This window comes from Methanooceanicella nereidis (assembly GCF_021023085.1).
Lineage (GTDB): Archaea > Halobacteriota > Methanocellia > Methanocellales > Methanocellaceae > Methanooceanicella > Methanooceanicella nereidis.
This window is the reverse complement of record NZ_PGCK01000002.1, coordinates 22,880-41,759: the sequence shown is the minus strand read 5'-3', so window position 1 is coordinate 41,759 and position 18,880 is coordinate 22,880. Positions and strand designations below refer to the sequence as shown.

Sequence of the window (18,880 nt, the reverse complement as noted above, 5' to 3'; positions counted from 1 at the left end):
CGACTAAGGTACACGAAACTGTTAACCACGAAGCGCACGAAGGCGACTAAGGTACACGAAACTGTTAACCACGAAGCGCACGAAGGCGAACAAGGTACACGAAACTGTTAACCACGAAGCGCACGAAGGCGAACAAGGTACACAATTTTTTTATTATTTTCGGATTGGTCATTGTTAATGTTTAATACTTTTTCTCATAATTTTGTATTAAAAATTTATTGTTTGGTGATGATAATGGATTTTGATGAGGAACGTTCTGGAAGAAGGGTTGCTGAATATGTTCTTAATGAGAGAAAAGCACGGGATTTTCAACCTATACCTGAGGAGACAGAAAGGATAGTTAAAGAGGTCGTAGATGCATGTTTTAGCGTACATTATGAGACCGGATCGGGATTGCTGGAAAGTGTCTATGAGGATTGCTTGTTGGAAGAGTTAAGAATGAGGGGCATATTCTCAGAATCACAGGTTGAGATCCCATTAAAATATAAAGGCACTAAGATCCGATCCAGATTAAGGCTGGACTTGTTAGTCGAGAATCAGATAATTATCGAACTTAAGGCCATTGACTCAATACTACCTCTTCATAAATCACAATTGATAACCTATCTGAAACTATCCGGTAACAGAGTAGGGCTTATAGTTAATTTTAATGCACAGCATCTCAGAGATGGCATTTCCCGGATAGTCTATTAATTTAAAATATGCTACAATTTTATTTTTTAAAAATCCTTTGTGTTCCTTGTTCGCCTTTGTGCGCTTTGTGGTTAGCAGTTTGGTGTTCCTTGTTCGCCTTTGTGCGCTTTGTGGTTAGCAGTTTTGTGTTCCTTGTTTGCCTTTGTGCGCTTTGTGGTTAGCAGTTTTGTGTTCCTTGTTTGCCTTTGTGCGCTTTGTGGTTAGCAGTTTCGTGTTCCTTCGAGCCCTTTGTGTACAATTTTATACTGGCCTAATAATTTGGGATCCTGCTAATAAATACCGGGCATGTTATATCAATAGACTCTTTTAACTCCTTTTTTCTCCCATTCCCTGAAAAGCTCCAGCGCTTCTCCCCGCATAAAATTCCCGACTATCTCCACAGGGCTATTCCCGAGCCTTTTCATATCCTCATTCGGTATAGTTAGCTCGCTAAAGCCGGCTTTCTTAGCGTCCTCGATAAGCGCGCCGTATACGATCTTCCCTATCTTCGCCCAGTGACAGGCGCTGAAGCACATAGTACAGGGCTCACAGGTAGTATAGATCTCACAGCCCGAAAGATCAATAGTGTTCAATTTTTCACATGCTTCCCTGATGGCAATTATCTCAGCGTGAGCCGTGATGTCCGTGTTTTCCCAGACAAGGTTATGCGCTGAGCTTATGATCTTACCGTCCTTCACTATACATGCTCCGAACGGTGTCTGGCCTTCTTTGATGCCTTCCCTGGCTTTCTCTATGGCCGCCCTCATGAAAAATTCGTCAGACATAGGACCTATCTCCCCGAGTAATTAACCGTTCATCATACTTTAATGCAGCGTATAAAAAAGATAAAAAAGGTGGGCAGGGGTATCCCTTTAGCAGGTCAGGGGATAGAGCCCGCGATCAGGTTAAACCCTTGAAATATCAAATAGAGCGGCGCGTAAGGCACGCAGCATGCCACCGGCTGATAGTCTTTACGATAAGCCTTGATCCATCCTCCTTCATAGTCAGGAGTAAGTTCAATGTTACCGTTATATGTCGGTGCAGGCGTATTATTTGGATCATATCCTGTGCCTGCCGTGGGGTTTGCGCCATTTCTTTCCGTGAGATATATCAGGATCGGCCGTGCAGTTTTATCAGAGTCTTCCTGGCCGCTTATGGTTATGATCCTTTTTTCAATGTCAGTAGCGACAGGCCTTGTACAGTTCATCTTTTTAGCCGCGTCATAGTCTTTGAAATGGTTAACGTATCTTCCGTTCTCGCCGAATACGAAGACACCGTTAGCGCTGGCGACGAATTTGCCGTCAGGCATCATCGTAATGGACGTGATCTTATCTTCGCCTTTATAGTCCAGCTTGATTGTGTCTATTTTGTTCAGGTACCTGTCATAAAGCGTAATTGTCTTGCTGTCCTCTTCAAGGAGGTGGATAGTGCCGTCCTTGTCCGCGAACAGGTCTGTAAGTCCGTTCGTGGGCGTGTTCATCTTGTTCAACAGCCTTCCGTCATAGCTGTAGACCAGGATCGCATGTTCTGACGGCAGGCTTCCCGTCGACGTATATATTCTGGTCATATTGTCCACGTAGATACCTTTCGGATAATGGTATGAGGTATCCTTGTACCTGTATATCCAGTTAGCGTTGGGCCATACGGTGAACTGCGACCTGTATTTGCCCTTCTCATCGAAGATGAGCACGTCATATGCGCTAAGGACGTATATCTTGCCGTCCTCGCCTACGTACAGTTCCGAAGCGGTGACATCATAATAGTAATTGGATGATATCAAATCTCCCAGCGGTGCCGGGTTCAATTCCTTCGTCGTTCTCTTTACGACGTCAAACGTGATCAGGTGGTTGCCATATTTGTCGTATATCGAAACGACCCTTTTATGGCGGCTGCTGTCGTTTATATCAATGTATGAATCATGGAGCACGTAGATGTTACAGTCCTTATCTGTGGCCACTGAAATGGGCCTGTATATCTGCCCAGTCCCGTTACCGTATTCGCCCTGCATCATGTCGGGCTTCAAGACCTTATTGTCGTATTGCGCCAGCCCTGTCACAGGCACGGCTAAAATAAACAAAGTTAGCAATAATCCTATTATCCAGTATCCTATTTTCATATCCAACCCCCACCCCAATTGAAGGCGTTTATATATTTATGAAATTAATGTATATGAGCTAATCGCTTGATCATGTGTCCTGTAGCCTGTCTACAATGCCTCCATGACCGCGCATAATCCGCTGTACAAGAGATAGAATGGCGCCAGCGGAGCAACACAGCATGGCGAATCCCCGTAATTGGACAGGGCTGACAGCGGATTATTTTCCATGGATGCCAGTTCCCAGGACAGCCGGTCGTATCCGGTCAGTGGTGCGGGAGCGCCGCTCTGGCTGTTTAACCCTGCCAGGACTAAAAGTCGGTCACTCGAATCCGATGCTACCAGCCTCTTCCAGTCGACTCCGTTCGCGATCCCGTTATCGGCAATGCGCACCTTCAGGGTCCCATCCTCATTAAATATGTATATGCCGTCAGCACTAACGGCTATTTTACCGTCGGAGAACTCTGTAAGGGATGTTATCTGGCCTTCATATCCTCCCATGTCGAGTTCAAGGAATTTGATTCCGCTAAGGTCGCCCGTATACTTATAGGCTTTATTCGTCTTTGACTCTATCAAAAAGATGTTGTCTCTTGCATCCTTAAAGAAAGCGGATGTCTGGTTTGCCGGTGACTGGATCCTCGTAGCAGGCCTGCCGTCAGGATTAAATGCCAGTATCTCATGCTCTTTTATACTGTCGCCTGTTGTCGTATATATGGTATTGTCGTCACCGATCACTATGCCGGCCGGGTACATGAATCTCATTCCTGCAGTGGTATTCTCTGCATATGACATCGATGACGAGACCGAGAATTGTGCTTTATATTTGCCGTCGTTTTCGAACATCAGAATATCATACGCGCTCAGCACGTATATCCTGCCGTCTTTCCCGACGTCAAAATCGCTTGACGTCTGGTCATAATAGAACCCTGGCCCATAATGCCCGGCGCTATCTCCGACACCTTCCATCGTCATTGATCTTTTTATTATATCGATGCTTTTGATGAAACTGAAGTTTTTATCATATACGGAAATTATCTTTCTGTACTTGCTCCCGTAGTTTATTCTCTGGAGCACGTATATGTTATCTTTTGAGTCTATCTTAATGCAGCAGGGGTCACAGATCTCCCCCTTATAGCTGCCAACATTATTGGAAAATGACCATGCCTTGTACTGCGGCTTAATGACCTTAAGCTCGCCATATCCCAGCGACGAAACAGGCACTACAAGAATCGATGTGATAAGTAATATAGAGATAATTAAGGCAGGTCTGCAATTTTTCATATAGCAATTGATTGGCCTTCTTAGATATAATCGTTATGTAAGATACGTTATTTGAAATTACTATTTTGAAATCGGTATCCCGTATATCCTGCGATCGCCTCGTAAACGAGCCTATAATGCCCAATAATAAAATAACCTTTAAGTAGCATACCTGTTAATTCTATACTCGTGAATTGACCTTGGCCAGGATAATAGACCACATAATAAAGCAGCCGATCATCATCGGGCTTATAGTGCTATTATTGATAGTTTCAGTTTCGGGTTGTGTTGATTTTGTCAGGAGCCTGGAAGAGACTGCTATTCCGGACTTGTCGGACCCCGTCCTCAAAAAAGCAGACCCGTACCTTGACGAGATGGTCTTCGACAATGTGACTCTCAGGGCTTATGCGGCCACGGCAGTAAGCGGAGGGCCGTCCGGGGACAAGGAGTACCAGGTGAACAAGCTGTACCGGTATGTAGTCGAAAATTATGCCTATTACAGCGATCCAAGGTCAAGAGAGTTCATCCAGGACCCGTTCGAGACGATACAGATAGGCGGAGGGGACTGCGAGGACCTTACCATATTGCTCTGCTCCCTGCTTGAGAATATCGGTATAAGGTCGTATTTCGTGATGACCGAGAACCACACGTATTGTCTGGTGGCTGGACTGGACGAGGAAAAGCTTCGCGGGTATGTCGATGGTTCCATTATAGAGGTTGCTGCCGGCGAACTTGCTAAAAAGGAAAAAATGGACACGTTGATCGAGGACGGCAAGCTGTACCTGGTCAACGAAAAGAGCGAATCGATGGTGCTTAAGGATAACTACCTCTGGTACTACGGCGGCGACGGTTCAAAGTTCAATCTGCCGATCCAGTACATGAACATGGAATACAGCGTCACTTCAACGCAGCCGATATCAATATACGTAGTGCCTTCGAAAGCAGACTATGAGGCTCTTCGCACGAGTAAGAACTTTAACGAATATCCTTCGAACAGGGCTGAGAACATCCTGAAGATAAGCGACATCTGCGAGACCATGCTCTCCCACGGCGGCCTGGTCCTCAAGAATGATGCCGGAAAGGATTCTATCGTCGACGTATTGATAAAGACCTATTATAGCTATTCCACGCAGGACTTCCTGAAGGATAAGGATATGACTTCATGCGTCGTAAATAACCAGACCTGCATCGTCCTCGACCCCACTGCCGGTATATACGGCTATGTGGGCGCAAGCGGTAAACCTGCGGACGGGGAGGTCGTGGCAATTGATCCCATTAAAAAAGATTACTATTATATTCAGACAGGCAATGTATGATCTAATATTTTTTATACATGGCGACAAACAAAATCGCGCAGGTTAATCACTAAGCGCACGAAGGCGAGTAAGGACCACTAATTTTTTTAGCATATACTATTCTTCTAAAGGAAGTCCTTTGTGTTCCTTGTTCGCCTTTGTGCGATTAGTGATTGAAAATTCTGGGGCGATCATTGCATAAGTGTACGTGGCGATTTGATAGCAGTCCGCTCCTGTCAATATTCCCTGAGTATAAAAATAACAAAGACGGACGAACCACCAAACGTTAAAAATCTTGGTATATCCTGCTTTCACCGCCTGTTTCTCACAGAACATAAAAATAAACACAAAAATAAGTTTTCATTATTAGTGGAGGGTTAAATTTGCCGTCTGAAGACTTCGACCAGCATCTAAAAAGTTTCGCGCAGGAGCTCGGCATCACCGACATAAAGCGTATACCGGTCATGGATATAATCGTCGATGACTGGGTCAGGCTGAAGTGCCAGTACGGCTGTCCTAACTATGGCAGGAGGCTTACATGCCCTCCGCACAGCCCTGCACCCGATGCGATGAGAAAAATACTAGAAAGCTACAGCAAGGCTTTCATCATAAGATACGATGTTCCCGGAGGCCAGGAAAATATGCAGAACGGGTCACATCTTGACGGGCTGAGCGTAGCGCTTGACACATTCTTCAAGCTGGAGCGCTTTACTTTTCTTAACGGCTACAGAAAAGTTTTCGTTTTCGGGCTGAACTATTGTCCCGGCTGCGAAGAATGCATCGTGCTGAGCGATCCTGACGCTCCCTGCCTGTATCCTGTTATAGCGAGGCCGTCACTGGAGGCTTGCGGCATCGATGTCCAGCAGACGCTGGAAAATGCCGGATGGGGACCCTTTGTCCGGGGAAGGGACCGGTTAATGCAGGACGATATCGTATCTATGATATCCATAATATTGGTAGAATAAATTAAGATGATTGGGCTTTTAGGGAATGTTTTTGTGTTGTTTCTTTCGGATGGCAGGTATGACAATAATTATCTCTCACGAAAGACCTAAAACAAAAATTAAAGAAAAAGATGAACTTGATGATGATCAAGTTCTATTATTTACTGTCCGAGGACTTTTCTGATAGCTTCTTTTGTGGCGTCGACCTCTATGGGGCTCTCGCACATCTTAATGACCGTCTCGGGGTCCTTAAGCAGGTGTCCCGTGGTTACACAGACCACACGTTCATCCTTTTCGATGACGCCCATCTTTCTAAGCTTTATCATTCCCGCGACAGATGCCGCTGATGCAGGCTCTACGCCGATACCTTCTTTTACGGCAAGCATCCTCTGTGCCGCAAGTATCTCTTCGTCGGTGACAGTCTCAGCTGTTCCGCCAGTGGTCCTGATAGCGTTAAGCGCTTTAACCGCATTCACGGGGTCTCCTATCCTGATAGCGGTAGCGACAGTCTCGGGCTTGGACTCGACAGTGATGTTCTCGGAGCCGGATTTTATCGCCTTTACTATGGGTGCGCTGCCCTCTGCCTGAATTCCCGTCATCATCGGGACGCGGTCGATCAATCCGAGCTTTTTCATCTCGTTAAGGCCCTTTGTTATTGCCGTGATGTTACCCGCGTTGCCTACCGGCAGTATGATGCGGTCGGGGACTTCCCAGCCGAAGTAGTCTACGATCTCAAACCCGATAGTCTTCTGGCCTTCAAGCCTGTACGGGTTTATCGAGTTCAGAAGATATACGCCGTTCTCGATGCACATCTCTCTTACGAGCCTGAGCGCATCGTCGAAATTCCCGCGTATGCTCAGAACTTTGGCGCCGTGCATCAATGCCTGTGCGATCTTGCCCAGGGCCACTTTGCCCTGCGGAAGTAATACTATCACAGGTATTCCGGCCCTGGCACCATACACTGCCAGCGACGCCGAGGTGTTACCGGTAGATGCGCATGCGACGCTTGTCATTCCCAGTTCGAGCGCCTTGGTGACGCCTACGGTCATGCCCCTGTCCTTAAAGGATCCTGTCGGGTTCATGCCCTCGTGCTTGACATGGGCGTCCTTAATGCCGATCTCTTCTCCTATGCGGCGTATGTGATATACTGGCGTGCCGCCTTCTTTAAGGGATATCGGCTCCCTGCTGACCGGAAGGAGCGCCCTGTATTTCCATACGGACAAGGGGCCTTTCAGGTCCTCTTTGCTAAGCTCGATCTTAGAATAATCATAAACGACGTCCAGCAGTCCGTCACATTTTTTACAGGTATATATGATCTCGTCGGGTGCGTACTTTGCCCCGCATTTTATACATTCAAGGTGGTACATCCCGTGTAACTCCGTGGTATTAAGATACAGCTTTATCTTTTAAACCTTTTGCTTTCCTGCGTTCATTTTTATTAGCTGTGTTTTCAAGTTTTTCACAGTCTCTGATGCAGGAAGTTATGCACGAACTTAATGCATCTTCATATCAAAGACTCAAAGAAGATCTCAATGATTTTTAAAAGAAACTTTGAGTCTTTGATATGAACGTGCATCATATTCAGGCACAGCATACAAAATCAAATCACATACTATCAGATTATAAGATAATATAAACCAACAAGTTAACGGGACTCATCAAAGAGTATAAAATTTACTATTTTCCATGAATACAATGACAATTGAGCTTATGGCGATTGCTTTACGCAAGTTTAGTTATCGAATAAAATTAATTAATAATTTAATAGTATTATTCATTGAATATGTTTTGTTATGTATTTATTTGTACATAAACATCGAAAATAATACATTGAAGCCAATATTTATTCTCCAACCAATTTTCCTGTGCATTAGCCAAATTTATTCTAATAACGATACTAATAAGTACCAAGAATCTTATACGATATGCTAGCTGTTAGTTGTCAAGCACTGACACACTGACATTTTTTGTTATATTAAGAGGTGAAAATTATGGATAAGAGATTTGGGAGGAAACTGGCTACAGCCCTTATGATCTTTATAGCGACCGCAGCTATACTGGTAGCAGGATGTACCCAGCCTGAAACTACTGCGACACCGACACCGACGACCGGGGAGCCGATCACGATCGTATCGATGGTATCCGGAGAGCCGGAGTCGCTTGACCCGGCATATGATTATGAATCCGCCGGCGGAGAGATAATTCAGAACGTTTACGAGACACTTATATTTTATGAGGGTTCCGACATAACCAAGCCTGTCGGCGTTCTGGCAAAGTCCTGGGACATATCTGAAGATGGTCTCACATACACGTTCCACCTCCAGGAAGGAGTCAAGTTCCATGATGGAACTGCATTCAACGCATCCGCTGTCAAGTATTCCTTCGACAGGGGCGTTATCATGAACCTCGACCCGTGGCAGGCAGTCATAACCCCGCTGTTATACGGCGGTTCAGAGTATATGAACTCCGAGCAGTCACAGGCCGACATTGACGCATATCTCGCAAAGGAGACCGTCAAGGTCATCGACGAGAACACCGTCCAGGTCAAGTTAGCGAAGCCATACAGGCCGTTCCTTGACTGTCTCGCTTTCTACGCAGCTTCAATCATAAGCCCGTCATATGACCAGGCGAACGGTGGATACAAGCCCAACGAGCAGAGCGAGTTCATGACCGAGCACATGTGCGGTACCGGTCCGCTCAAGTTCGTCTCCTGGGACCACATGGACAAGATCACCATGGTCAAGAACGATGACTACTGGGGAACCCCCGCAAAGTGTGACAAGGTCATCGTCAGGTACGTAGAGGACTGGAACACCAGGTTCCTTGCCATGAAGAAGGGTGAGGCCGACATCATATACGCTCCGTTCCAGTACGCTAACGACATTCTTGCAGAGCCGGACTTTGTGTTAGAGGCTGGAGATCCGACCGTTACAGTGTCATACATCGGTTTCAACCAGAACGCATCGATAACCCCGATGTTCACTGACAAGAGGGTAAGGCAGGCATTCATCGAGTCGTTCGACACCGAGACCTTCGTTAACGTCGTTAACCTCGGCTACGGTAAGATCCCGAACGGACCTATCCCCGAAGGATTACCCGGATACAATCCCAGCATACCCAAGCAGAAATTTGATCCCGAGCACGCAAAGCAGCTTCTTATCGACGCCGGATACAGCAAGAGCAAGCCCACATCCGTCATCCTTTACTACAACGCAGGTAACGATGGCCGTAAGAGCGCATGCCTGATGCTGAAGGACCAGATCGAGAAGTACGACTTAGGCATTAGCGTCGATGTCCAGGAACTTGACTGGCCGACCTACGTCAAGAAGAACAGGGATAAGGAACTTCCGATATTCTACCTCGGATGGATCGCCGACTACCCGTCCGCTGACAGCTTCATAGAGCCGTTCTGCGTATCATACGGTTACTACGCTGACAAGGTCTCATACGTTAACGAGACCATAGACGGCATCTATGCTGACGCAAAGTGGGAGACCGATCAGGCAAAGCAGACCGAAGCATACACTCAGATCATCGAGGGTACGAATGAGGACTGCGCATACATCTGGACAGCCCAGGCAGTAGAGTTCCAGCCGATGAGGAAGGAACTGAAAGGCTACTGGTACAATCCGATGAACAGCAACCTGATCTACTATACCCTGTATAAGTAACAGAATGTATTAATAAAATGAGCTTTAAGTGGCTGTTGGACCAAATAAACAGCCACTTAGAATTTTTTACTAAGGGGTGTTGAAACAATCTAGAAAACGTGATGGGTATGAAGTTACGCGATTATATCTTCAGAAGATTTTTATTGTTGATCCCTGTGCTTATAGGGATAACATTCATAACATTCACTTTATCGCATATGGTGGGAGACCCTGCCGCTGCCTGGGTATCCGATAAGACTACACCGCAACGATATGCGATAATTATTGAGCAGCATCATCTTAACGATCCTTTACCGATCCAGTATATGTATTATATTAACGACCTCGTTCATCTTGACCTGGGAAATTCGGCGTCTCAAGGCGAAAGGCCTGTGATCAACTGTCTCATCAACTACTTCCCGGCCACGCTCGAACTTACGATGGTGGCGATGACGATGTGTTTGTTTATTGGGATCCCGCTTGGCATTATCTCTGCCATTAAAAAGGATAAGCTTCCTGATCATGTCGTTAGGCTGTTCAGCCTCTGCGGCGTTTCCGTACCGATATTCTGGTTCGGTCTCATACTGCAATACATATTCTATTTACAGCTTGACATGCTCCCGCTCGGAGGCAGGCTTCCTCTATTTACTACTCCGCCTCCCAACGTCACGGGGCTTTACCTGATCGATAGCCTGTTAGCAGGGAACGTCGACCTTTTCTTTGAGTCGCTAAAGCATCTTGTCATGCCGGCTTTCTGCCTGTGCTTCACTTATCTGGCGGTCATATCCAGGATGATGAGATCGAGCATGCTTGAGACCATGACGCAGGACTTCATTAGGACGGCAAGGGCAAAAGGTCTCTCAGAGAAGGCCGTGATCTTCAAGCACGCTCTCAGGAACGCGCTTACTCCGACCACGACCGTGGCAGGGTTAGCTTTCGGAGGGCTTCTTTCGGGTGCTGTGCTTACGGAGACAATATTCATGTGGCCGGGTATCGGCAAATATTCGGTCAGCGCTATCACTTCATCGGATTTCGCTTCGATCATGGGGTTCACGCTCCTTGTCGTTTTGATCTATGTATTCACGAACCTGGTGGTAGACGTACTGTACGCATATCTTGACCCGAGGGTCAAATACGGGTGATCAAAAATGGCAACGTCACAAGAGGTCATAACAGGAGCATCCAGGAAAGGCTCAATGGTCCAGGACTGGAAAACGAAAAACGAATCTAAGATAAAAGAGATTAAGTATTCGATCCACCTGTTCAGGAAGAGCCCTCTGGCAGTCCTTGGATTTTTGATCATATTATCATTCTTCCTTGTAGCTATATTCGCTCCCTGGATAGCGCCGTACAGCGCCGAGCACAGGGACTGGAAGCAGCTAAAGCTGGCACCCAGCGACGAGCATCTGTTCGGTACCGATGATACCGGCGGAGATATCTTTAGCAGAGTGATATGGGGCACCCGTATATCCCTGTATATCGGTTTCAGCGTAGTGCTGGTCTCCGTTTTAGTGGGGACCGTAGTGGGAGCCATATCGGGTTATTACGGTGGCAAGATAGACGAAGTGATGATGAGGATCACGGATATCTTCCTCGCTTTCCCCAGCCTTGTACTGGCGATGGTCATTTGCGCGTCGCTGGGCAGAAGCATCGAGAATGTCATGCTGGCCATGACTATCGTGTGGTGGCCGATATATGCCAGGCTGGTGAGAGGGCAGGCGCTATCGATTCGAGAACGGACATATATCGAAGCCGCAAAGGCGATAGGCGCTAACGACCGAAGGATCATTCTCAAGCACCTCGCCCCTAACTGCCTATCCCCTATAATCGTCCAGGCGACGATGGACCTCGGTACTGTCATACTTGTCGCAGCCGGCCTGAGTTTCATAGGTTTCGGCGCCAAGCCGGGGCAGGCCGAATGGGGAAGGATGATATCCGAAGGTGCCGCTTACATGATGAACCAGCCGTGGATGGCGACGTTCCCGGGGCTTGCGATCCTGATCGTTTGTCTTGGGTTCAACCTGTTCGGAGACGGATTGAGAGACATACTTGACCCGAGGCAGAGGAGATAACCGGAGGAAAAACATGTCAGAAGTTCTTCTTAGCATAAAGGACCTGAAAACTAACTTCTACACTTATGCAGGCGTAGTTAAGGCTCTGGACGGGATCAACCTGGACATCTTTAAGGGAGAGACTATCGGGCTGGTGGGGGAGACCGGATGCGGAAAGTCCGTCACTGCGCTCTCTATCATAAAGCTTATACAGTCGCCTCCGGGAAGGATAGACGAGGGCAGCATACTGTTCGAAGGTAAGGACATCCTTAAGTTAAAGGACCATGAGCTGCGCAGCATACGCGGTAATCAGATCTCAATGATATTCCAGGAGCCGATGAACTCGTTCAATCCTGTGTTCACCATAGGCGATCAGATAGCCGAGGTCATAATGCTGCACCAGAAGCTGGATAAAAAGGCCGCCCACGACAAATCGATCGAGATGCTTAAATTCACTGGCATTCCGGCTCCCGAAAGGGTAGCGAAGAGCTACCCGCATGAGCTGTCCGGAGGAATGCTCCAGAGGGCGATGATATCGATGGCGCTTGCCTGTAATCCAAAGCTTCTCATCGCCGACGAGCCGACGACTGCTCTTGACGTGACGATCCAGGCGCAGATACTTGAGCTGATGAAAGACCTGAAGAAGCGCACAGGAGCATCGATCTTAATGATCACCCACGACCTTGGCGTGGTCGCGGACGTATGTGACCGCATAGGCGTGATGTACGCGGGATGCATAGTAGAGCTGGGCGATGTCAGGACCATATTCTTTAACCCGTTACACCCGTACACGAAAGGCCTTATCGGCTCCATCCCGAAGATATCGCAGAACGTCGCTTCGCGTCTGGATACGATACCGGGCTCGGTGCCTAACCTTATCACGCCCCCGAACGGATGCAGGTTTCATCCCCGGTGCAGCAAGGCGATAGATATTTGCAGGAAAGAAAAGCCGGATGTTTACGAGGTAGAGGGCGGGCACTTTGTGATGTGCCATCTGTATGCCGATAAAAAGAGGGTGAGCTAAATGTCGGAAATACTCCTTGAAGTTAAGGACCTTAAAAAATATTTCCCGATCCAGGGCGGCATATTCTCAAAGACCGTACAGAACGTCAAGGCGGTCGACGGCGTCGATCTTTATATCAAGAAAGGGGAGACGCTGGGCCTTGTAGGCGAGAGCGGCTGCGGCAAGACGACCGTTGGCAGGACAATATTAAGGCTTCTGGAGCCTACCGGCGGGCAGATACTGTTCAACAATGAAGACATAATGAAATATAACAAAAAGAATATGCTGAAGCTCAGGCAGAACATGCAGATCGTCTTCCAGGACCCTAATTCATCGCTGAACCCGAGGATGACCATCAAGGACATCATTGCAGAGCCGCTGATAATTAACGGGCTTGTGAAAGGCGAGGATGTCGAGAACACGGTTACCCAGCTTTTAGAGGCCGTGGGCCTTAACCCTCAGCACCTCCACAGGTATCCGCATGAGTTCAGCGGCGGGCAGAGGCAGAGGATAGGCATCGCAAGGGCGCTTGCGCTGAACCCGAAGTTCGTGGTGCTTGACGAGCCGACATCGTCTTTAGATGTTTCTGTGCAGTCGCAGATCCTTAACAAGCTTAAAGACCTGCAGAAAGAGTTAGGCCTTACGTACCTGTTCATCTCGCACAACCTGATAGTAGTGAAATATCTCAGCGACAGGGTGGCCGTGATGTATCTCGGTAAGATCGTGGAATCCGCAAAGACGCAGGAGCTTTTCGATAAGCCGCTACACCCGTATACCCAGGCGTTACTATCGGCGATACCGGTCCCCGACCCGAACTGTAAGAGGAACCGTATCATACTCGAAGGCGACGTTCCGACACCGATAAACCCGCCTTCAGGCTGCAGGTTCCATACCAGGTGCAAGCACAGGATGGATATTTGCAGCAAGGTCGAGCCCGAGATGAAGGATACCGGCAACGAGCATTTCGTGGCCTGTCATTTAATGGATAAACAGTGACCTGTTTATCCTTTCTGTCTTTTTTGCCTGAAAATGTTTATATCTTGTAAAGCATTTCATTATTGCTAAGGTGTCCTTTAATGGTCGATTTCATCCAGATTATTTTCATCGCCGTGATCGCGCTTCTGCTTTTCGGGCCGGATAAGATGCCCGAATACATACGCCAGATCGGTAAGTTTTACGCTGAAGTCAAGAAGGCACAGCGAGAGTTCGAGATGGAGATCAATAAGGATTCGCTGATATCTCAGAGCTCCATAGTCCCGAAAATGCCGTCTGAAAAGGTCATCGAGATAGCGAAGAAAATGGGAATATCCGTTGAAGGTAAGACCGAAGAGCAATTATTGAACGAGATCAACCGGGCGGTAACAACTTCCCGTGAAGTGAAAGAAAATTGATACACGCATGTGAGTTTTTTATAGATAATTTATTTCATCTTCTTTTCCAGCACATACGCCTAACATTTTTCGCCACGAAGCGCACGAAGGCGAGTAAGGACCACAAAATTTTTTTAAAAAATGCTAATCTTCTAAAAAAGTTCTTTGTGTTCCTTGTTTGCCTTTGTGCGCTCCCATGAAAAACTTTTTAATGGTCTCTGTAAAGACTTGCATGTAACATCTATTATGGTATCGATGTTCTGCAGTTGTGCCTGTCGGATGGCAGGCAGGCACGTAACCTCACAGAAACACGGAAACACAAATTTTTTTTTAGAATTTAAGGTCACGAAAACCCAAAGGTTCACTCACCAAACCACAAATGCTCTAGTATCACCGTCAACGCACTAAAGTCTCTAATGCACGGCTTAATGCTCGAAGTGCTCTAATTCACCAACGCTAAAACAAGGCCCGAATATTCCCAAAAACACGAAATTTTAACTGCACGGTTGACGCTTACACGATCAATATCCCTGTTATAGGTCAAGGGGAACACAGACCGGGATATTAAACTTTAGTGATTTGGGGAATGTTCGTGTCTTGTTTTAGCGTTGGTGACTTAGAGAGGTTGGTGCGTTGAGCCGGGCGTTAGAGGTGTTAGTGCGTTGACAGTGATACTAGAGCCCTTCGTGGTTTAGTGAGTAAATTCTTAGGGTTTTCGTGCCCTTAAAAAATCATATAAAAAAAATTTTGTGTTTCCGTGTTTCTGTGAGGTTACGTGCCTACCTGCCATCTGACAGGCACAACCATAAAAACTTCATCTCAAAGACCAGTAAGTAAGACACTTTTTCATTCTTAAAACCTGAGCAAGACCCCGCTCATAAAAGATTTTGCGGTTAGCAGTTTAGTGTTCCTTACTCGCCTTTATGGTGAGTCTGATCAGTTATAGTTATGAAAAGTTCCAATCTTTCCCATAGAATATTCCAATTTTGTATATTTATGATTATGTTCAATGATACTCAATAACACTTCAGAATCCAGAGAGCCTTAATATAATATCGAAGCATTTCTCATACTTTTGCTTTGAGGTACAGGGCATCATTGTATTAATAGCCTTATGATGATGCATAGAGCAGGAAAGATATATAGCATAATAGTGATATTTTTATTCTGTATGCCGTTATTCGTAACGTTCAAAGGTTCCGGTATGAAGATCCCGTACAAGAAACTTCTTCTATCAAAGCCGAAAAGGGACCCGGATATTGAATGGGACAAAATGAACTCCGACGTCGTAAAACTGTATGTACCCTACAAAAAGACCCATGTATTAAAGGTATTAAGCAAATTCGTTGACATACCTGATGAAAGGATGTTCAGGTTCAACCCGCTCGGGTCTCTGGTATGGGAGCTATGCGACGGGACTCATACGGTGCAGGAGATCAAGGACATAATAATAAAGCGCTCGAAAGGAAATGAAAAAGACATCGAGAAGCGGCTTTTTAAGTTTATAAACAAGCTGATAAAAAATGAGCTTGTGATCGTAGAACTAAGCTAACCTTTAAATTTTCCCATCACAGCCAGGTGGTCATGATGGAGCGGCTCAAGGGATACCTTTTCCAGTATCTCAAAACTTTCTTCCAGTAAGCTTACCTCTCTTTCCAGGATACTTTTTACGTCTTCCGAGATACTGATACTTTTTGCCTTTATGGCCATGACGCCTATACCGCCGGGACGAAGATACTTTGTAGCGTTTGATACCATTATCTCAGATTGATTGGGCTGTGCGATGTCCTGGTAGATAATATCCACGCTGTCTATGAATGGCGGATAGCTTTCCGGGTACCTTGCGTCGGCGAGCATGGGCACGACGTTTATCCTGTCCCTTACTGCCTGTAACAGGTCGCGTGTCGGCCTGGGCGCGAACTCTGCCGCGAACACGATACCGTCGCTCGCTATATCGGCGACATGCGAAACTGTCGTACCGCTCGCCGCCCCCAGGTACAGGACTTTTGAGTCGCTTTTAATGGGGACTTTCATCCCTTTAAGTAGCATAGAGGCGAGCTTGCTCGTGGACGGGTTCCAGGGCCTGTATATTATACCGCCGTGCATGATGCTATCCTCTTCCATGAATGCCGAGGACGTGGCAAGAAGCTCTTCGCTTTCGGTTTTAATGATATAGGTATTATCCGGCATGTATTTCCGGATACTCTTTACCTGCCTGACTGACGGCATTATTTTTTCCTCCGGGGAGTCTTTGCTTTCATGGCTTCGACTTTCTCTTTAAGCCCCTGGCCGAGGTTCAGGCGCTCTCCCGAATAATTATCGACTCTGGCGGCAATGGCTGCCTTTGCGGCGAGCATTCGCGATACTTTTCCCCTGATCCTTTTAGGTGAGCCGCTTACCAGCGGATGCTGGTATATAAGCCCGTGCTTTGGCGACGGCGTACCTTCCCTGAGATGCTTGAAAAGGGCTTCTCCCGAGCCCATAACCTGTATAGTGCTTGCCGGCATCCGGGAAAGCTTCTCGAGGCTTCCCGCGCGGGCTATGAACCTCGCGCCCAGAAGCGGTCCCAGCACGTCCGATAAGTTCGGCGCAAGCTCTTCCATGCTTTCAGTGATATATTTTTCCAGGGACTTTCTCTCATCGAACAATCTTTGTGCGCCCGACGCCATTCCCTGTATTGCTGCCACATCGTCCGGGGACATCGGGGCTCCCATAGAAGTTAAGGAACTTTCGTCACCTGAATTTTCCCTGGTGCCTCTCATTATGGCCTTTATCAGTTCCTGAGGCCTTGCCTTGAACTCCGGGAAATGGATCCCATACCATTCTGCAAGCCTTTCTGTTAAACGGTTATATGAAAAATTAACATCGTCCAGTGATTTGACGGCCTGGGCAACATACATGTCCTTACCGGAGAGGCTTAGCGAGATACGCTCCCTGGCGACCGCCATCGCTGTCTCATGCATCAGCCTCTTATATTCTGTGGGCGATCCGCAGAGGCCTCCCATTATGGAGACTTCTTCGAAGTCAATGCCTGTGCAGGTGTCTTTACTGCCGATAACGCCTGCCCATCGCGCAAGCTCTCCCGGATCGCTCCCGGCCAGCCGGATATTTTCCTTTCTAATGTTATCAGCGTCGAATTCCCCGAACCAGGCTTTCATATTCTTCACTCGTATGTTATCTCGCAACCAGTATTTTTTGCCTTTGTCTTTATTACGATACAATCGGGATTATATTTTTTAACTGCAGATTCTATCTTACCGGGCGAATCCGTGACGGCATAGATCGCAGGCCCGAACGAGCTCATGCCTGCACCGGCGGCGCCAGCCGACCTGATGACGTCTATCAGCTCCCTTGCCCCTTTCTGAAGGTCCAGCTCTCTCTTTTTAAATCCTATCTCCTGTATCGAGTTTACCGCCTTGCCGAAGTTATCCATGTCTTTCTCCACGATGGCAGGAAGCATCTGCATCAATATGATATGCGAGATCTTTTCCACCTCGTTCAGGGGTATGGGACATAATTTCGCGAACATGTCCTTTTCATAGACGTCATAGGCTCCCTTTGCCGGAGGTATCGTGAGCACAATGTCCCAGTCGGGAAACTCGTATCTAAGCAGTATGGGGGCTGGCGGCACTCCTTTTGAGAACGAGCTTGGTAAAAATGCTTTTTTAGAGTTCATGCGGTGGCCTCCGTCCAGTATGAAGCCGCCTGTCTCAAAAGCTCCTATCCCTATCCCGGAAGTCCCTCCTCTGCCTATCAAAAACGCGATATCCCTCGCCGAAATGTTCAGGCCGTAAAGTTTCGCCATGGCAGTGCCGGCTGCAAGGGCCGCCTGAGTCCCGGAGCCGAGCCCTATGTGGTTCCAGTAAGACCTTATGATGTTGATCGAAATACCTTCCCCGGGACATACGACTTCGCAGGCCTTTTTCATTCGCTCCGTAAGCTGCGGGTCTCCATTGACCTCGACCTTGTCGCTTTTTTCGGCCGTGATCTCGATGGATGGTTCCTCAAGAGTTATGCCTGCTCCGCCATCCACTCGCCCGATGGAGCCATTAAGGTCGATGAGTGTAAGGTGTATGCGGGAGGGTGTTTTAATTCTGATCATCTATCCTCCGGTATTATTTTTCAAACGTGCACGTTCATCGTACATAATGTTTTCTAACCGATATTATCCCGAATCTAATTTTTATATTTACGGCTAGAACATAATATTTCGGGGAGATATTTTTGCCCAGAAGAGCAAAAGATATGCCATTTCATCTTGACCGGGGTACGCACGCGTACAGGAAAGACCTGGCCGTAGAGTTCAGGGAAAAGCCGGGAGAGGGCAGCGAAGATATTGAGCGCATTCTAAAGGAAGGCATGGAAAAAATGTGCCCTGTAAGGCAAAAAAGGTTCAAGGAATATGCCATAATTTACCCTTCGGATAACGAGATAGATTATTATTGCCCTCTTTGCGATGCCCTGGTGATGCATGTGAGCAGCGAAAGCGGTAAATATACGACTGAGATACTTGACCGGGATCACATTAGCGAATAAGTCA

18 protein-coding genes are annotated in these 18,880 nt (G+C 47.2%); 11 read left to right on the top strand and 7 right to left on the bottom strand.

Annotated features, from left to right (window positions below; genetic code table 11):
* Nucleotides 1-234 precede the first annotated feature (234 nt).
* The gene (locus tag CUJ83_RS02470; RefSeq protein ID WP_230740278.1) at nucleotides 235-693 is read left to right on the top strand and encodes a GxxExxY protein; all 459 of its coding nucleotides are present in this window, start codon (nucleotides 235-237) and stop codon (nucleotides 691-693) included.
* Nucleotides 694-986: 293 nt separating this feature from the next.
* Here the strand turns inward: CUJ83_RS02470 and CUJ83_RS02465 are convergent, their stop codons facing one another.
* The 3 genes from CUJ83_RS02465 to CUJ83_RS02455 all read right to left on the bottom strand — a co-directional run bounded on the left by CUJ83_RS02465 (nucleotide 987) and on the right by CUJ83_RS02455 (nucleotide 4,048).
* Nucleotides 987-1,457, bottom strand: coding sequence for a nucleoside deaminase (locus CUJ83_RS02465; protein WP_230740276.1), 471 nt, complete (start codon nucleotides 1,455-1,457; stop codon nucleotides 987-989).
* A 95-nt stretch (nucleotides 1,458-1,552) separates the two neighbouring features.
* On the bottom strand, nucleotides 1,553-2,788 hold the full coding sequence (locus CUJ83_RS02460) for an NHL repeat-containing protein (protein WP_230740274.1): 1,236 nt from the start codon (nucleotides 2,786-2,788) through the stop codon (nucleotides 1,553-1,555).
* A gap of 90 nt (nucleotides 2,789-2,878) precedes the next feature.
* The gene (locus CUJ83_RS02455; RefSeq protein WP_230740272.1) at nucleotides 2,879-4,048 is read right to left on the bottom strand and encodes an NHL repeat-containing protein; all 1,170 of its coding nucleotides are present in this window, start codon (nucleotides 4,046-4,048) and stop codon (nucleotides 2,879-2,881) included.
* Nucleotides 4,049-4,227: 179 nt separating this feature from the next.
* Here CUJ83_RS02455 and CUJ83_RS02450 point away from each other — a divergent pair, with 179 nt between their 5' ends.
* Complete coding sequence (locus CUJ83_RS02450; protein ID WP_230740270.1) at nucleotides 4,228-5,343, top strand: transglutaminase-like domain-containing protein; 1,116 nt, start codon at nucleotides 4,228-4,230, stop codon at nucleotides 5,341-5,343.
* A gap of 362 nt (nucleotides 5,344-5,705) precedes the next feature.
* Nucleotides 5,706-6,287, top strand: a complete 582-nt coding sequence (locus tag CUJ83_RS02445) for a DUF2284 domain-containing protein (RefSeq protein WP_230740268.1) — start codon at nucleotides 5,706-5,708, stop codon at nucleotides 6,285-6,287.
* A gap of 140 nt (nucleotides 6,288-6,427) precedes the next feature.
* Here CUJ83_RS02445 and thrC read toward each other — a convergent pair whose 3' ends face one another.
* Nucleotides 6,428-7,633: a threonine synthase gene (thrC, locus tag CUJ83_RS02440; RefSeq protein ID WP_230740266.1), complete on the bottom strand. Its 1,206-nt coding sequence runs from the start codon at nucleotides 7,631-7,633 to the stop codon at nucleotides 6,428-6,430.
* 624 nt (nucleotides 7,634-8,257) lie between these two features.
* Between thrC and CUJ83_RS02435 the strand changes: the two genes are divergently transcribed.
* The 7 genes from CUJ83_RS02435 to CUJ83_RS02405 all read left to right on the top strand — a co-directional run bounded on the left by CUJ83_RS02435 (nucleotide 8,258) and on the right by CUJ83_RS02405 (nucleotide 15,892).
* On the top strand, nucleotides 8,258-9,937 hold the full coding sequence (locus tag CUJ83_RS02435; RefSeq protein ID WP_230740264.1) for an ABC transporter substrate-binding protein: 1,680 nt from the start codon (nucleotides 8,258-8,260) through the stop codon (nucleotides 9,935-9,937).
* A gap of 107 nt (nucleotides 9,938-10,044) precedes the next feature.
* Nucleotides 10,045-11,058: an ABC transporter permease gene (locus CUJ83_RS02430; RefSeq protein ID WP_230740262.1), complete on the top strand. Its 1,014-nt coding sequence runs from the start codon at nucleotides 10,045-10,047 to the stop codon at nucleotides 11,056-11,058.
* A gap of 6 nt (nucleotides 11,059-11,064) precedes the next feature.
* Nucleotides 11,065-11,988 carry an ABC transporter permease gene (locus CUJ83_RS02425; RefSeq protein WP_230740260.1) on the top strand — a complete coding sequence of 308 codons (924 nt, stop codon included), beginning with the start codon at nucleotides 11,065-11,067 and terminating at the stop codon, nucleotides 11,986-11,988.
* 13 nt (nucleotides 11,989-12,001) lie between these two features.
* Entirely contained in the window at nucleotides 12,002-12,991 is a 990-nt protein-coding gene (locus CUJ83_RS02420) for an ABC transporter ATP-binding protein (protein ID WP_230740257.1), read from the top strand.
* On the top strand, nucleotides 12,992-13,966 hold the full coding sequence (locus tag CUJ83_RS02415; RefSeq protein ID WP_230740256.1) for an ABC transporter ATP-binding protein: 975 nt from the start codon (nucleotides 12,992-12,994) through the stop codon (nucleotides 13,964-13,966). It abuts the gene before it with no gap.
* Between the two features lie 80 nt (nucleotides 13,967-14,046).
* Nucleotides 14,047-14,361 carry a Sec-independent protein translocase subunit TatA/TatB gene (locus tag CUJ83_RS02410; RefSeq protein WP_230740254.1) on the top strand — a complete coding sequence of 105 codons (315 nt, stop codon included), beginning with the start codon at nucleotides 14,047-14,049 and terminating at the stop codon, nucleotides 14,359-14,361.
* Nucleotides 14,362-15,511: 1,150 nt separating this feature from the next.
* A complete protein-coding gene (locus CUJ83_RS02405) occupies nucleotides 15,512-15,892 on the top strand; it encodes a PqqD family protein (protein ID WP_230740251.1) in 381 nt (126 codons plus the stop codon).
* Here CUJ83_RS02405 and CUJ83_RS02400 read toward each other — a convergent pair.
* The 3 genes from CUJ83_RS02400 to CUJ83_RS02390 are packed head-to-tail and all read right to left on the bottom strand — an operon-like array spanning nucleotide 15,889 to nucleotide 18,442.
* Nucleotides 15,889-16,569, bottom strand: a complete 681-nt coding sequence (locus CUJ83_RS02400) for a fibrillarin-like rRNA/tRNA 2'-O-methyltransferase (RefSeq protein WP_230740250.1) — start codon at nucleotides 16,567-16,569, stop codon at nucleotides 15,889-15,891. The genes CUJ83_RS02405 and CUJ83_RS02400 overlap by 4 nt on opposite strands.
* Nucleotides 16,569-17,498, bottom strand: coding sequence for an NOP5/NOP56 family protein (locus CUJ83_RS02395; protein ID WP_230740248.1), 930 nt, complete (start codon nucleotides 17,496-17,498; stop codon nucleotides 16,569-16,571). Before CUJ83_RS02395 ends, CUJ83_RS02400 begins: the two co-directional genes overlap by 1 nt.
* Nucleotides 17,499-17,503: 5 nt before the next feature.
* On the bottom strand, nucleotides 17,504-18,442 hold the full coding sequence (locus tag CUJ83_RS02390; RefSeq protein WP_230740246.1) for a beta-ribofuranosylaminobenzene 5'-phosphate synthase: 939 nt from the start codon (nucleotides 18,440-18,442) through the stop codon (nucleotides 17,504-17,506).
* 122 nt (nucleotides 18,443-18,564) lie between these two features.
* Here CUJ83_RS02390 and CUJ83_RS02385 point away from each other — a divergent pair, with 122 nt between their 5' ends.
* Entirely contained in the window at nucleotides 18,565-18,876 is a 312-nt protein-coding gene (locus CUJ83_RS02385; protein ID WP_230740245.1) for a hypothetical protein, read from the top strand.
* Nucleotides 18,877-18,880 lie beyond the last annotated feature (4 nt).